At 56.8% G+C, this 14799-nt stretch carries 12 protein-coding genes; 8 read left to right on the forward strand and 4 right to left on the reverse strand.

What is annotated here, in order from left to right:
* Positions 1 to 530 precede the first annotated feature (530 nt).
* From IV433_RS21455 to IV433_RS21465, 3 genes are read left to right on the forward strand one after another with little or no spacing between them, the layout of a single operon-like run.
* The gene (locus IV433_RS21455; protein ID WP_195815847.1) at positions 531 to 1427 is read left to right on the forward strand and encodes an ABC transporter substrate-binding protein; all 897 of its coding nucleotides are present in this window, start codon (positions 531 to 533) and stop codon (positions 1425 to 1427) included.
* The gene (locus IV433_RS21460) at positions 1424 to 2362 is read left to right on the forward strand and encodes an amino acid ABC transporter permease (protein WP_228389045.1); all 939 of its coding nucleotides are present in this window, start codon (positions 1424 to 1426) and stop codon (positions 2360 to 2362) included. Before IV433_RS21455 ends, IV433_RS21460 begins: the two co-directional genes overlap by 4 nt.
* Positions 2355 to 3116 carry an amino acid ABC transporter ATP-binding protein gene (locus tag IV433_RS21465; protein ID WP_195815848.1) on the forward strand — a complete coding sequence of 254 codons (762 nt, stop codon included), beginning with the start codon at positions 2355 to 2357 and terminating at the stop codon, positions 3114 to 3116. Before IV433_RS21460 ends, IV433_RS21465 begins: the two co-directional genes overlap by 8 nt.
* Here the strand turns inward: IV433_RS21465 and IV433_RS21470 are convergent.
* Genes IV433_RS21470 through purB form a run of 4 tightly spaced genes read right to left on the reverse strand, consistent with a single transcriptional unit; the run spans position 3103 to position 7535 of the window.
* Positions 3103 to 4440, reverse strand: coding sequence for an MmgE/PrpD family protein (locus IV433_RS21470; protein WP_195815849.1), 1338 nt, complete (start codon positions 4438 to 4440; stop codon positions 3103 to 3105). The genes IV433_RS21465 and IV433_RS21470 overlap by 14 nt on opposite strands.
* Before the next feature lie 14 nt (positions 4441 to 4454).
* Complete coding sequence (locus IV433_RS21475; protein ID WP_195815850.1) at positions 4455 to 5618, reverse strand: amidohydrolase; 1164 nt, start codon at positions 5616 to 5618, stop codon at positions 4455 to 4457.
* Positions 5619 to 5628: 10 nt separating this feature from the next.
* A complete protein-coding gene (locus IV433_RS21480; RefSeq protein WP_195815851.1) occupies positions 5629 to 6156 on the reverse strand; it encodes a GNAT family N-acetyltransferase in 528 nt (175 codons plus the stop codon).
* The gene (gene purB, locus IV433_RS21485; protein ID WP_195815852.1) at positions 6153 to 7535 is read right to left on the reverse strand and encodes an adenylosuccinate lyase; all 1383 of its coding nucleotides are present in this window, start codon (positions 7533 to 7535) and stop codon (positions 6153 to 6155) included. The genes IV433_RS21480 and purB overlap by 4 nt, the downstream gene beginning before the upstream one ends.
* A 346-nt stretch (positions 7536 to 7881) precedes the next feature.
* Here purB and IV433_RS21490 point away from each other — a divergent pair, with 346 nt between their 5' ends.
* From IV433_RS21490 to IV433_RS21510, 5 genes are all read left to right on the forward strand, one after another.
* On the forward strand, positions 7882 to 8961 hold the full coding sequence (locus IV433_RS21490; RefSeq protein ID WP_195815853.1) for an iron-containing alcohol dehydrogenase family protein: 1080 nt from the start codon (positions 7882 to 7884) through the stop codon (positions 8959 to 8961).
* Between the two features lie 9 nt (positions 8962 to 8970).
* Complete coding sequence (locus IV433_RS21495) at positions 8971 to 10275, forward strand: LLM class flavin-dependent oxidoreductase (RefSeq protein WP_195815854.1); 1305 nt, start codon at positions 8971 to 8973, stop codon at positions 10273 to 10275.
* 15 nt (positions 10276 to 10290) lie between these two features.
* Complete coding sequence (locus IV433_RS21500) at positions 10291 to 11502, forward strand: aminotransferase class I/II-fold pyridoxal phosphate-dependent enzyme (RefSeq protein WP_195815855.1); 1212 nt, start codon at positions 10291 to 10293, stop codon at positions 11500 to 11502.
* 841 nt (positions 11503 to 12343) lie between these two features.
* Positions 12344 to 13447, forward strand: a complete 1104-nt coding sequence (locus IV433_RS21505) for an ABC transporter ATP-binding protein (protein WP_195815856.1) — start codon at positions 12344 to 12346, stop codon at positions 13445 to 13447.
* Positions 13448 to 13511: 64 nt separating this feature from the next.
* Positions 13512 to 14792, forward strand: a complete 1281-nt coding sequence (locus IV433_RS21510; protein ID WP_195815857.1) for an ABC transporter substrate-binding protein — start codon at positions 13512 to 13514, stop codon at positions 14790 to 14792.
* The last annotated feature ends 7 nt before the right edge of the window (positions 14793 to 14799 follow it).

Genomic DNA, 14799 nt, shown 5'->3' on the forward strand with positions numbered 1-14799 from the left:
TGGTGTCTTAATTCGAAATAATAATTAATCAGTATTGATCTTCCGAAATACATATCCCCCCGCCGCTTTCAAAACGACGTTGAGTGAGCGGTGAGAAACGGCGAGAGTCTGTTTTCGAGCGGGTTCGAACCCGAAGCGAAAGTACCGCGTAGCGGCAAGATTTCGCGGCAATAGCCGGAGTTGCTGAAACATACTTTACAAGCGGCAGCTCGCAGTTAAAAAGCGCGGGAGTCCAGAGGGCGCGCGCGTTAACGCGCCCTTTGGGCCAGTTTGGGCGGCGAGCCCAAGGTTTGTGTGGCAACCCAAGGTGTGAATTACCCACGCGCCAGCGTAATAACCATTCCCATATTTGTGAAATCCTTATCTCATTTTCTCATTTGTCACCAAAAGGTATATACCCGCAAAATCAGTTCTATCGGCAGAACAGGTGTTAATTCAGAGATGAAATATAAACAGCAAAAACTCTGCCGTTTTTACCACATTATATTTGTGGTTTTTCACAGGGTTTACACCAGGAAAAAGGTCCCGTCATGACATTATCCAAGTTATTGCTCCCGCTGCTGATTGCCGGGAATTTATCGACTGCGTGGGCAGCCGAGCAAATTGTTCCTTCCTCTACCACTTTCCATGTATCTGCCGATGAATCGCTGAAAAGTAAACTGCCAGCTGATATTGCTAAACGCGGATATATTGTCGCGGGCACCAACCCGAATACGCCGCCGACCACATTTTTCCAGGAAGACAATAAAACCCTCGCGGGCCGTGAAATTGATGTGATGAATGCCGTTGCGGCGCGTCTGGGCGTGGAAGTGCGCTGGCAGGATACCGGCGGTTTCGACAACATTATTCCGGGGCTGAAATCAGGCCGCTATGACGTGGCGCTTTCCAATATCAACGCCACCAAAAAACGCCTCGAGCAGGTCGATTTTGTCAGCTATTACGACGCGTCGCGTCTTGGCGTGATTTCCCGTAAAGACGCCAATATCGCGCCGTTTACGTCTTTTGATGCCGTTTGCGGGCAGGAAATCGGTGCCGGTGCGGGCACGACGCAAATCGGGCGTCTCGAAGCGGCCAGCAAAACCTGTACCGATGCGGGCAAGCAGCCGATCAAAATTTCCGTATTCCCGGACCGTCCGTCGGGCGTGCAGGCCGTGGTCAGTGGTCGCGTGCCGATGTTCTTTGGCCCGTATGAAGGCCTGACGTATCAGGTCAGCCAGGTGAAACCGCTGGCGCTGTCCGGCACGATTCATGTGGATGACGCACCGGTTTCGGTTGCGTTCCCGAAACAATCTGCGTTGGAAGAGGCCGTTCAGGCATCGCTTAACTCGCTGATTAAAGACGGAACTTATCAGAAGATCCTCGATAAATGGTCGATTGGCTTTGGCGCAGTGAAAGAATCCAAACGTAATGAAGAGATTTTCGGATGAGCACTGAAACACACGGTCAGCAGCCGGAAGAACTGCGGATCGTCGGTAAGAAATACATCGGGCGCTGGATAAGCGCCCTGATCGTCGTTCTGGTGCTGGGCGCCGCCGCCCATTCCATGCTCAATAACCCGCGTTTTGAATGGTCAGTGATTGCCGAAAACTTCACCGGCCCGTCGATTTTGCAGGGCGTTTTGATGACGTTGCAGCTGACTGCCATTTCGGTGATTTTCGGCTTTGCCGGTGGCACCGTGCTGGCGCTGATGCGGTTATCGTCCAATCCGGTGCTGGTCGCTGTGAGCTGGGGGTATACCTGGTTTTTCCGCGGCGTGCCGATGCTGGTTCAGCTGTTTCTCTGGTACAACATTGCCGCGCTGTATCCGACCATTTCGTTTTCGCTGCCGTGGGTAGGGGAAATCTGGAGTGCGTCGGCCAACTCATTAATCAGCCCGTTCAGCGCCGCCGTGATTGCGCTGGTGATGCACCAGTCGGCGTATGCCGCTGAGATTATCCGTGCGGGGATCCAGAGCGTGGGCACCGGCCAGATTGAAGCCGCGCGTGCCCTCGGTTACCGGCCTGCTTCCATATTCCGTCATACCGTGTTGCCGCAGGCGATGCGGGCGATTCTGCCGCCAGCCGGTAATGAAGTGATCGGTCAGCTGAAAACCACCGCGGTGGTGTCGGTGATTTCACTGCAAGACGTACTGTTTTCCGCGCAGATTATTTATCAGCGCACGTATGAAGTGATCCCGTTATTGCTGGTCGCGACGCTGTGGTATCTGGTGCTGACGTCGCTGCTTTCGGTGATTCAGTATTACGTCGAGCGTCATTTCAGCCGCAGCAGTTTGCGCAAGGTGAAGCGTAAATCCAAACCGCGTGACGAGACGCCGCGGGCGGTGAACACCGGCCTGAATGCAGGAGAAACCAGCCATGGGTGAGGCGATTGAATTCCGGAAAGTCACCAAACGTTTTTCAGGAAACACCATTCTCGATGAAATCAGCCTGGATATTCCGGCGGGTTCGGTGACGGTGATTTTAGGGCCATCCGGTTCCGGGAAATCCACGTTGCTGCGCTGTATTAATCATCTGGAAAAACTCGACGGCGGCACCATCCGTATCGGTGGCGAACTGGTCGGCTACCGGCAAAAAGGCAATGCGCTTTATGAACTGAGCAGCGGGAAAATCGCCGCTCAGCGCAGCCGTACCGGTATGGTGTTTCAGCAATTTAATCTGTTCCCGCACCGCACGGTGCTGCAAAACATTACCGATGCGCCGCTGCGCGTGAAAAAACAAAGCCGTCAGCAGGTGCTGACCAAAGCCCGCGCGCTGTTGCAGCAGGTGGGGTTAGCCAGCCGTGAAGATGACTGGCCGCAGCAGCTTTCCGGCGGTCAGCAGCAGCGCGTGGCGATTGCCCGTGCGCTGGCGATGGATCCGGAAGTGATGCTGTTTGATGAGCCGACATCGGCGCTCGATCCCGAACTGGTGGGCGAGGTGTTGCAGGTCATCAAAAAGCTGGCGCATTCGGGGATCACCATGGTGATCGTGACGCACGAAATTGGCTTTGCACGTGAAGTCGCCGATAACGTGATCTTTATGGAAGGCGGAAAAATCGTGGCGTCGGGGCCGGTGAAAACCGTGCTGGATGAAGCGGAGAACGTCCGTGTCCGCAATTTCCTGTCTACCGTGTTGTAGAATCTGCTCTGAAAAGTAAATCACACAGCTGCGGCAAACTGTCGCGGCTTTCCAGCCTGCTCAGCGCCACAATATTTGCCCGCTGTGCATCCGTCATATCCGGCAAACAGGCGCGCAATTTTCCCGGTAAATCGAATGCAATCGCCAGACTTTGCTGACGCGTAAAGCGTTTTTGCCGCGTTTCTCCGTTGCGTAAAAATACCGTCACCTGATGAAAACGCGCAGCCGGGTTTAGCTCGTCCGGCGGGGCGCTAAGATCCGGATGACGGGTGACACGGGCGGCCAGCGCGGCGATTTCGGCATCCGGCGGGTTTTCTGAGAAATCCTGTATCAGCAAGGCGTCGCGCAGCAGGCTGGCGGCAATTACGTATTCCAGGCTGAAACGCGCCTCAATACCGTTTGCCGGCACGCGCACCGAGGCCGCAATATCGCCGCCCGGCGGGAATGACACTTCAATCCTCTCCACCGCATTTTTCAGGTCACTGACCAGATTTCCCTGTTGCAGCCAGTCATGGCGGATTGCCCGCGCGGCATCGGCGGCGCTGTGCGTGCCGCCACAGGTCGGATAAGGTTTGAATTCCAGCCCCGGTGAGACGATACGCCACGGCGCGCCCCAGCTTTCGGTGAGTTTCTCAGGTTGCTGCTGACCGGCGCAGTAAGCAGTGAAAAAACTGTCGAGCACGTTTTCTGCCTGACCGTGAAAACCGGCCAGCGTCAGCAGGGTGGCCGTGACTGCAATCTGAGCCGCCAGCCCGGCGTGCAGCGGTTTAACCGCGCTGCCAAACTGCGCGCGTAACCCGCCCGCCTGCGTAGCCGCCGTCCCAAGAATAAGGGTTGTTTCCGGTTCGCTGGCGCCGACCAGCCGCGCACAGGCCGCCGCCGCGGCAATGGTGCCGAGCGTGGCGGTATTGTGGAAGCCCAGTTTGTAATGCTGCGAACCGGCAGCCAGCCCGAGGCGACCGGCGGTTTCCACGCCCGTCACCCACGCATTGAGAAACTGCTCGCCGCTGATGTCGGGGCGACCGGCTGCCAGCGCCAGCAAAGCAGGCAAAATCACCACGCCGGGATGACCGCGAAAATCCGGGTGAAAATCATCGAAATCCAGCGCATGACCGGCGTAACCGAGCAGTACGGCGCGCGTCTGTGCATCGTCAGCACGGTAAACCTGTTGCAAACTTTTCAGCCCGGAATCGCCGGCTTCGCCGCGAACAACGGGCAGGGTGACGGCCAGAAAATCGAGCAGCCCTTCGCGGGCATTTTCACGCGCTTCGGCGGAGGGACGCGCACTGACAATAAGCTTTGCCAGCGATGAAGTCAGTGTCATGTTTTTTTCCTGTTTCAGGCCTGCGGGCTGAGGTGTTCAAGGGCGTTAACGGCCAGCTGCGCGAGATAATGTGCTGTCGGGAAGAGCGCGCGGTCATCGACGCGAAATTCCGGGTGATGCAGCGCGAACGGGCCGCCCGAGCCGATCATCAGGAATGCGCCGGGCAGTTTTTGCTGATAGAAGGCGAAGTCTTCGCCAATCGGGCTGGCTTCCACGCGACGCGCTTCAAAGCCCGAACCGGCGGCCTGCGCCAGTGCAAAATCCACCCATTCAGCGGTATTCACCACCGACGGCGGGCCGGGCTGCCAGTCGAGTTCAATTTGCGTATCAAAGGCACCGGCGATGCCGTTGAGCACCTGACGGAAACGGCGTTCGATAAGCTCGCGGGTGTCCTGATTAAACGAGCGCACCGTGCCTTCGAGCCAGGCGGAATCGGGGATCACGTTCCACGTACTGCCGCTGTGCACCTGCGTGACGGACACCACCGCGTTGTGATCTGACTGCACGTTGCGCGCAATCAGCGTCTGTAATGCGCCGATGATTTGCCCGGCAATAATAATCGGGTCATTGCCTTCATGCGGGCGGGCGGCGTGGCTGCCCGTGCCTGAAATAGTGATGGCAAAACGGTCGACGCCTGCGGTGAGTGCGCCGTCTTTGCTGCCGATTACGCCAACCGGCAGCGTCGGATCGTTGTGAATACCAAAAATCACGGCGGCGTCGTGGAGCGCGCCGGTTTCTATCAGCGCCGGTGCGCCGTGGCCGGTTTCTTCCGCTGCCTGGAATAAAATGCGCACGGTGCCGGCAAGCGTTTCCTCACGTTCTTTGAGCAAAATCGCCGCACCAAGCGCCGCCGAAGTGTGGAAATCATGGCCGCAGGCGTGCATGACGCCGGGGTTTTCCGAGGTGTATTCCACGCCTGACTTTTCTTCGATCGGCAGGGCATCGATATCGGAACGTAACACCACCAGCTTACCGGCTTTCTGGCCGCCAATTTCGGCCACCAGACCGGTTTTCAGCGGCAGATTCAGAACGCGGATCTGATGACTTTCCAGCACGGCTTTAATGCGCGCCGTGGTCCCGAATTCCTGATTGGAAAGCTCAGGATGGCGGTGCATGTTATGGCGAAAATCCTCAATGAATTTCGCCAGCGCCTGATGTTCCTGACCGGTATTCAACATGTAAAACTCCTTAAGCGGGCTGACGCGCCAGCCATCCGGCATGGCGTTCTTCGTCGAGGATCTTTTTCAGATACAACGTGATATGGCCTTTGCCGAGGTCTCTTTCGAAGACCGGCTGAAAGCCCAGTTTGATGTACATTTCGCGCAGCCACGGATGGCTGGTGGCAGTGCCAAGCGAATACGCCGGGGCTTTGAGTTCGCCGATAAGAATGTGGTCTTCCAGCCATTCCAGCAGCCGTTTTCCGAGATTCTGGCCTGTGTAGTCCGGGTGCGTGCCGAACCAGCCAATATGCGGCAGGCCCATCGGGCCCGGCAGGGTGCCCCACGGGAAACGCAAAGTGACCGAGGCGGCCATGCGCTGGCCGTCAAACAGGCCAAATACCGCATGTTCATCGAGATGTTTCGTCACCCGCGCCAGATCGGCGGTGGCCGCATCAAACTGAATGCCGAGGGCTTTAATCGGTGCGTACGCGGCCAGCATGAGCGACAGATATTCGTGCCTGTCGTCTGAACTGAGCCGCCGGAAATGTGGGGTCATATCTCAGGTTTCTCCGGGGATGATAAATGACCGGACTGTTCGGCGAAGCGGATCACGTCATCCACTTTTTGCGGCGCACAGCCGATGTAATTTGCCGGATCCAGCCAGTGGTCCAGATCTTCTTCTGAGATGCTGGCGGCCAGAACCGGGTGTGCTAAAAGCACGGTTTTAAAAGATAGACGGTTCTCGAACGCCTGCATAGCGCACTCGTAAACCAGATGATGCGCCGTCTGTTTGCCGAGTTTTTTACCGGCTTCAAACATAACTTTTTCCGACAGCAGCAGGCCGTCCTGCATCTGCAAATTCGCCAGCATGCGGGCTTTATTGACCGTCAGGCCGGACAAAATAGCGCGGGCGTTTTGCAGCTGGGCAGAAAGGTAAATCGAGATTTCCGGCAGGGCGATCCACTCCGCGCGCCAGCTCATAGCATCGCGTTCGTGCTCGACGTGCATAGACTGATAAATCAGCGACGCGCTGTGTAAAAGCGGGGCGGTCAGGCTGGCTAAGCCTTCGATGGCGGCCGGATTACGTTTATGCGGCATGGTGGTCGAGCCGATTTTCCCCGCGCTGAACGGTTCTTCGACTTCATTAATTTCCGTGCGCATCAGGTTATAAAGTTCGTTGCCTATTTTGCCCAGCGTGCCGCTGATGAGCACCGCCGTGCTGGCGTATTCGGAGAAACGGTCGCGCGCTGCCTGCCAGCCGATATTCGGCGTGTTCAGATTCAGGCGTGCCAGCGTGCGGCGTTCGACTTCCGGGCCTGCTTCGCCGAGCGCGGCATAGGTGCTGATCGCACCGCTGAGATTGCCGGTCAGCAGACGCGGCGTGATGGCCTGAAGGCGGTCAAGATGGCGGATAAATTCATCCAGCCAGACGGCGACTTTAAAGCCGAACGTCGTCGGCAGCGCCTGCATTCCGTGGGTGCGGCCTGCCATCAGGGTGTACTGATGCTCGTGCGCCAGATTTTTCAGCACGTCCGCCAGCGCGGTGGCGTCACGCACGATCACTTTCATTGTCTGGGCGAGCTGTAAAACCGTGGCGGTATCGACGATATCCTGCGTGGTCGCGCCGTAATGAATGTATTCTCCGGCCTCACCGCACTGTTTTTGCAGCGCCGTCAGCACCGGCATCAGGGAATGTTTCATCTGCGCACCGGACGCCGCGATGTCGTCAATGTTCAGCTGGCTGGCGTCGGCCAGTTCCGCTATCGACAGTGCTGCCTGTTGCGGGATCACGCCGAGTTCGCCTTCGGCTAATGCCAGCGCCACTTCGACATTTATTTGCTGCGTCAGACGGTTTTTTTCTGACCAGATTTCCCGCATTTCCGGTGTGCCAAAATTATTGCCAAGTAAAAGAAAATCAATCGGATGTGAGGCCATAATAATCTCTGTTTTTCTGAGGGTTAATTAATGCGTTTCGCAAAAACAATAATAAAGACCGGGATAATACCGTTTCCGACATTTCTGTTTTTGTTCATTAAATTAACCCTTTACAACGCTATCATTTCTTTGATCCAGCACAGGATGCAAGGGGTTTTGATGCTATAGCTAAAATTCATCTATTCTATTGCGAATTAGTGAATAAGGATCCGTAATCAGAACTTTGTTTATTTTTTCAATTCTCGTACGATGTTTATATAACGACTTAATATATCCAATATCCGAATTCCTGTTTATTACGGGCAGGCAGTTTATTCAATTACTGACCAGAGAATAGGGCATCATCGTGTTCGCTATAAAATCACCGCAAACCTATCACCATCAGCCGGGGCTGCGTGCCCGCACCGGCGAACTTCTTGCCGTTCATTCGAATGAAATCGCCATTATCACCAGCCCGAAAGCCTGGCAGGCGGTGAATCCGCAGCTGGAAAACAGCCTGCGTGAGGCGGGGATCCGCTGGCAGGTGAATTTTCTGACCACCGAATGCACCGATGCCGCGATCGAAACACATCTCAACGCCGTGCGGGCGCAAAACGCCACGCTGGTGCTGGGTATCGGCGGCGGACGCGTGCTGGACTGCGCGAAAGCTATCGCGAATCTGATTGATGACATTGTGCTGGTGACGCTGCCGACAGTGGCCGCCACCTGCGCCGCCTGGTCGCCGGTCAGCATTATTTACAACGCGCACGGCGGACACGTCCGCAGCCAGCCGTTATCGCGTATGCCGCTGATGGTGCTGGTGGACAGCGAAGTCATCGCGCAAAACGACGTGCGTTATCTGAAAGCGGGCATCGTGGATGCACTGGCGAAATGGTACGAATTCCGGCCGTATAAACAGAAAAGCGACGACAGCCTGGCGCTGAATCTCAAGATTCAGGCGGCAAAACTGGCGGTGGAAACCTTTGAGAAATATGGCGCACAGGCATTGCTTGATAACGTCCGCCATGAAGTGACCCCGGCGCTGATTAAAGTGATCGACGCCAATATCGCGGCGGCGGGTATGGCCAACAGCATGCGCGATGAAACGCCTGCACCGGGCGTGGCGCACGCCATTCACAACCGTTTTACCCATCAGCCTGAACTGCACGACTGGCTGCACGGCGAGAAAGTCGGTTTCGGTTTGCTGGTGCAGTCGCTGATGGAAAGTGACAACGGCGAACCGGAGCCGGACCTGCTGGCGCTGCTGCGGCAGTACGATGCGCCGCTGGCGCTGCCGGAATTCAACGGTAACCGCGATGAAATCCTTTCATCTATTGCCCGTGAAGTGAAGTTCTCCGCCGAAAACGCGGCGCGCCTGCCGTTTTCCATGGCCGCTGAACACATCGAAAAAGCCCTGCGGGCGACAGAAAATCAACATTATTCTTAGGAACATTTCATGACTTCTTCTTCAGAAAACACCAGAAAGCTGCGCCTCGGCCTGTTTGTTCAACCGCTTGGGCATCACGTCAGCGGCTGGCGCTTAACCGAAAAGCTCGGTTCGCCAACGGACGTTGAATGGCTGACATGGATCGCCAAAAAAGCCGAAGAAGGCAAGTTCGATATGTTCTTCATCGGTGACGCGCTGGCGACCAGCGTTTACCGCCTGCCTTCTACCATGGCGCGCCTCGAGCCGCTGACGTTGCTGGCGGCGCTGGCAGTGCAGACCCGTCACATCGGGCTGGCGGCGACCGCATCGACCACATTTACCGATCCGTTTAATCTGGCGCGCAGCTTTTCGTCGCTGGATCACATCAGTCATGGCCGGGCGGCGTGGAACGTGGTGACGTCGTTTTCCACCGACGTGGCACGCAATTTCAGTCGTGAAGATATGCCGATGCACGCCGAGCGTTACGCCGTGGCGCACGAGTTTCTCGACGTGGCATTTAAGTTGTGGGAAGGCTGGCAGGAAGGCGCCGTCGCGCCGGATAAAGACAGCGGCCAGTATTTCGTGAATGAAAAAATTCAGCCGGTTAATCATCGCGGGAAATATTTCCAGGTGCAGGGGCCGCTGAATATCACCCGTTCACCGCAGGGACGTCCGGTGATTATCGAGGCCGGTTCTTCCGCTGACGGCCAGAAGCTGGCGGCCGCCACCGCTGAAGTGGTGTTTACCGCCGCCGCAACGTTGGAAGAAGCGCAGACGTTTTACCGTTCGCAGAAACAGCAGGTGAAAGACGCAGGGCGCAATCCGGATCATGTGCTGATCCTGCCTGGCGTGATGCCGATCGTGGGGCGCACGCGGGAAGAAGCGCGTGAAACCTGGCGTGAACTCAATTCACTGGTGGATATCGATAACGGCATTCGTCAGCTTTCGACCCGCTTTAATATGGATCTCAGCCCGTTCCCGCTCGACGGCCCGGTGCCGGATGTGCCAGCCGGAGAAGGCAATCAGAGCCGTGTGAAACTGCTGACGGATCTGGCATACCGCGAGAATCTGACCTTGCGTGAACTGGCTGCGATTGCTGCCGGTTCACGCGGGCATCGCGTGCTGGTGGGAACCGCTGAAGACATCGCCGATGATTTCCAGCACTGGCTGGAGCAGGGCGGTGCGGACGGTTTCAATATTATGCCCGCCATCATGCCGGAGCAGCTTTCGCTGTTTGTCGAGCTGGTGATCCCTGAATTACGCCGTCGCGGGTTGTTCCGCGAAGAGTATGAATTCAGCACATTGCGCGAAAACCTGGGTTTGCCCGCGCTCTGATATAAGGATAACGGTATGACGATTTCGTTGTCACAGCGCGTGCAACGCGTTTCGCTTTCCGCCAACGCGGCGGCAAAGCAGCGCACTAATGATCTGAAAAAGGCCGGTGTCGATATTCTGGATCTCACCACCGGTGAACCGGATTTCGATACGCCGGAGCACATCAAGCAGGCGGCGTATGAGGCGATTGCACGCGGCGAGACCAAATATACGCCAACGCCCGGAATACGGGCGCTGCGTGAGGCGGTACAGCGCAAATTGCAGCAGGAAAACCGCCTGGAATTTGGCATCGACAACCTGATGATTGCCAACGGCGCGAAGCAGGTCATTTTCAACGCGTTTGCGGCGACGTTAAACGACGGCGATGAAGTGATTGTGCCGGTGCCGTACTGGCCGACGTTCCCGGACAGCGTGCGTTTTAACGGCGGCACGCCGGTGTTTGTGGAATGCCATCTGGAGCAGGGTTATAAGCTTTCACCGGCGCAACTGGCGGCCAGCATTACGCCGCGCACGCGCTGGCTGGTGCTCAATCATCCGGGGAATCCGAGCGGTGCGGTGTATTCAGCGCAAGAATTACAGGTGCTGGCGGATGTGTTGCGCGCGCATCCGCAGGTGCTGGTGATGCTCGACGATTTGTATGAACACATTCTGTTTGATGGCCGCGAACACCGTAATTTGCTGAACGTGGCAGGCGATTTTCAGGCGCGCAGTTTGCTGGTCGGCGGCGTCTCTAAAACCTACGCCATGACCGGCTGGCGCATCGGTTTCGGGGCCGGGCCAAAAGAACTGATTACCGCGATGACCGTGGTGCAGTCGCAAATCAGTTCGGGCGCAAGTTCTGTCAGCCAGGCCGCGGCGCTGGCGGCGTACACCGGCGGGCTGGATTTCCTCGTCCCCCAGGTGGCGGCCTATCAGCAGCGGCGTGATGACATCACAGGCATCCTTTCCGCCGTTGACGGGCTGGAACTGTTACAGCCACAGGGCGGTTTCTTCGTCTTCTGCCGCTGTGCGGGGCTGATCGGGCGTTACCGTCCGGGCGGCGCGAAAATCGAAAATGAAGCCGACGTGATGGACTATCTGTTAGAAAACGGCGTCTCCGGCGTGGGCGGCAGTGCGTATGGTTTGTCGCCATACTTCCGGCTGTCGATTGCCACAGACAACGCCACGGTGATTGAGGCCGGGCGGCGTATTGCGGCGGCGTGCGGACGGTTAAGCCCGGTGTTTTAGCCCGGTAACCCTGTGGGTTGGCCGCCTGTGCGGGGGGGCGTCATGTTTAAGTTCAAGGTCAAGGTCAAGGTCGTGGGCGTCGGCCCACACCGACTTGGGGGGCGGCCTATCGCCGCCACCCCCCAAGACCCCCCGGGCTCTTAACTGCGCGCTGCCGCTGGCTGGCTAAGTTTCAGCAGCCACCGTTATTGCCGCGAAAACTTGCCGCTGCGCGGTTCCCTTGCTCGGTTTCGAGCCTCAGGTCTCGAAACACTTCGCTCGGCAAGCTTTCTGAAAGCGGCCACTGGCTATGTAATTCAGCAAGCTTTCTGAGAGTGGCTCGAGGCTTATCTGAATTCAACGGCATTATTTAACTAACAGTCAGCGGCAAGGTTGCGAACTAAAAAGCCTCTGGCCGCTTTCAAAACGACGTTGAGTGAGTGGTGAGAAACGGCGAGAGTCTGTTTTCGAGCAGGTTCGAGCCCGAAGCGAAAGTACCGCGCAGCGGCGGCGTTTGCGGCAATAGCCGGAGTTGCTGAAACATACTTTACAAGCGATAGCGCGCAGTTAAAAAGACGTGGAGATTCCAAAGAGGCCCCGTCCTGGGCCTCTTTGGTCGGTTTCGGCGCTGTGAGTTAAGCGATCACAGTTATTGAGAAACCGAAATTTTCTCGATCAAGCCATCAATGCAATTGAGAAACCGAAACTTTCTCGTTCTGAGAATTCAGCCCCTCACTGCTAGTGAGAAACCGAAACTTCCTCGATCCCGCCATCACTGCAAGTGAAAAAAACCAAATTTCATAAAAGCGTCACTTAACCCCGCTAGGTTATGCCCATCACCGGTCAGAGACGGGCAACGGACATGAGTTATTTATCACTCCATCACATACACAAAACCTGGGGCAATAAAGTTGCGCTCAATGACATCAGCTTTGATGTGGAAGAGGGCGAATTTATTGCACTGCTGGGCCCTTCCGGCTGCGGAAAATCCACCATGTTGCGCACGATTGCCGGGCTGGAATCGGCTGACAGCGGAGCGATTTATTTCCAGCAATCCGACGTCACCGCGCTGACGCCGTCACAACGTAAGTTGTCGATGGTGTTTCAGTCCTATGCGTTATTTCCACACATGAGCGTGCGGGAAAACCTGCTGTTCGGGCTGCGGGCGCGTGGCGAAGATAAGCGGCAATTTGCTTCGCGGCTGGCGGATGTCAGCCGGCTGATGGAGCTGGAGCCGCTGCTGGAGAGATTGCCTGCGCAGCTTTCCGGCGGTCAGCAACAGCGCGTGGCGCTCGGGCGGGCGGTGATCGCCAATAACCGGCTGTGCCTGATGGATGAGCCGCTGTCCAATCTCGACGCCAAACTACGCCAGAGCATGCGCCGCGAAATCCGGGCGATTCAGAAAAAACTCGGCCTGACGATGGTGTACGTCACCCACGATCAGACCGAAGCGATGAGCATGGCGGACAAAATCATTCTGCTTAATGACGGGCGCATCGAACAGCACGACACGCCGGACAATCTCTACAACAACCCGGAAAGCATTTTTGCGGCGCAATTTATCGGTGCGCCGCCGATGAATATCCTGCCGCTGTCGCGTCGCGGTGAACATCATTATCTCGCCGCTATGCCGGTTCCGGTGGTGGAAATGCCGGGTGACGCCTCGCTCAGCCTCGGGCTTCGCGCTGAAGATATTGAGCTGACCGATGCCACGCAGGCCGGGCTGACGGCGCAGGTGATCAGCCACGAATATATGGGTGCCGATACGCTGGTGGTGTGTTCCATCGCCGGTGCCGCAGAGCCGCTGACCGTAAAAGTGGCCGGTATGAAGCGTTTTGCCGAAGGCCAGCCGGTCGGGTTGCAATGGCTGACCAGCGCACAATATTTTTTCTTCACGACGGGCGGAAAACGCTGTTATGACGCGGAGGAATTTTGTTTGCCCTCCGGCCAGAGAGTCGCCGTCTGACGGCCATTTATCGTCGTGAATTCATTTTTCTACACTTACAACAACACTTGCCGAAGGGAAAATCATGTCAATTGTTCATCGCTTTTCACGCCTTGCTACCGCTGTTTTGCTGATCACCGGAACCTCTGCTTTTGCGGCGGATCCGGTGAAATTGCAGATGTACTACCCGATTGCCGTGGGCGGAAAAATCAGCCATACGGTCGATACGCTGGTGGAAGATTTTCAGAAAACGCACCCGGATATCAGTATTCAGCCGGTGTATACCGGGGATTATGCAACGACGGTAACGAAAGCGCTGACGGCGTTTCGCGGAGGCAACGCGCCGCAAATGGCGGTGATCGGTGACATTGAGGCCTATTCCCTGATTGATGCGGGCGCGATCGTGCCGGTGAGCGATCTCGCTAATGACGCGGAAGGGAAAAAGTGGATCGACGGCTTCTATCCGGCCTTTATCCGTCACATTCAGGACAAAGTCTGGAGCATTCCATTCCAGCGTTCGACGGTGGTGTTGTACTGGAACAAACAGGCGTTTGAGAAAGCGGGTCTGAACGGCGATACGCCTCCGGCCAACTGGCAGCAGGTAGTGGATTTCGGTAAAAAACTGGTGGTGCGTGACGGCAGCGACGTTAAACAATGGGGCATCGAAATCCCCTCCACACCAAACGGTTACTGGAATTTCCAGGGCATCGCCGCCACCAACGGCAGCCATCTCGATAACGGCAAAGGCACCGCCGTCACGTTTGACACGCCAGCCAACGTGGAAGCGCTGCAATGGCTGACGGATCTGGCGCAGAAAGACGCGGTTTCCCCGAAAGGCGCGATTGCCTGGGGCACCACGCCGCAGGATTTCATCGACGGCAAAACGGCCATGATGGTGACCACCACCGGCAACCTGACGACGGTGCGTGACAACGCGAAATTCCCGTTCGGCGTAGCGATGCTGCCGGAGAAAACCCAGCGCGGTAGCCCGACCGGCGGCGGCAATCTGTATGTGTTCAAAAACGCGACGCCTGAGCAGCAGAAAGCGGCGATGGAATTTATCCGCTGGGTTTCTGCTCCGGAACAGGCGGCGCGCTGGAGCATCGCGACCGGTTATGTTGCGACGTCGCCTGCCGCGTGGGAAACACCGGTGATGCAGGATTACGTGAAACAGGTTCCGCAGGCGCTGGTGGCGCGTGAGCAGCTGAAATACTCACAGCCGGAACTCTCGACGTACAACAGCGTGCAGATTCAGGAGCTGATGAACCATGCGATTGAAGCGGCGGTGACGCAGGCGAAAACGCCAGCCGACGCGCTCAGTTCTGCACAAAAACAGGCGGACCGTCTGTTGAAACCGTATCAGTAAGGCTCGC

This window comes from Rahnella laticis (assembly GCF_015644585.1).
GTDB classification, from domain to species: domain Bacteria; phylum Pseudomonadota; class Gammaproteobacteria; order Enterobacterales; family Enterobacteriaceae; genus Rahnella; species Rahnella laticis.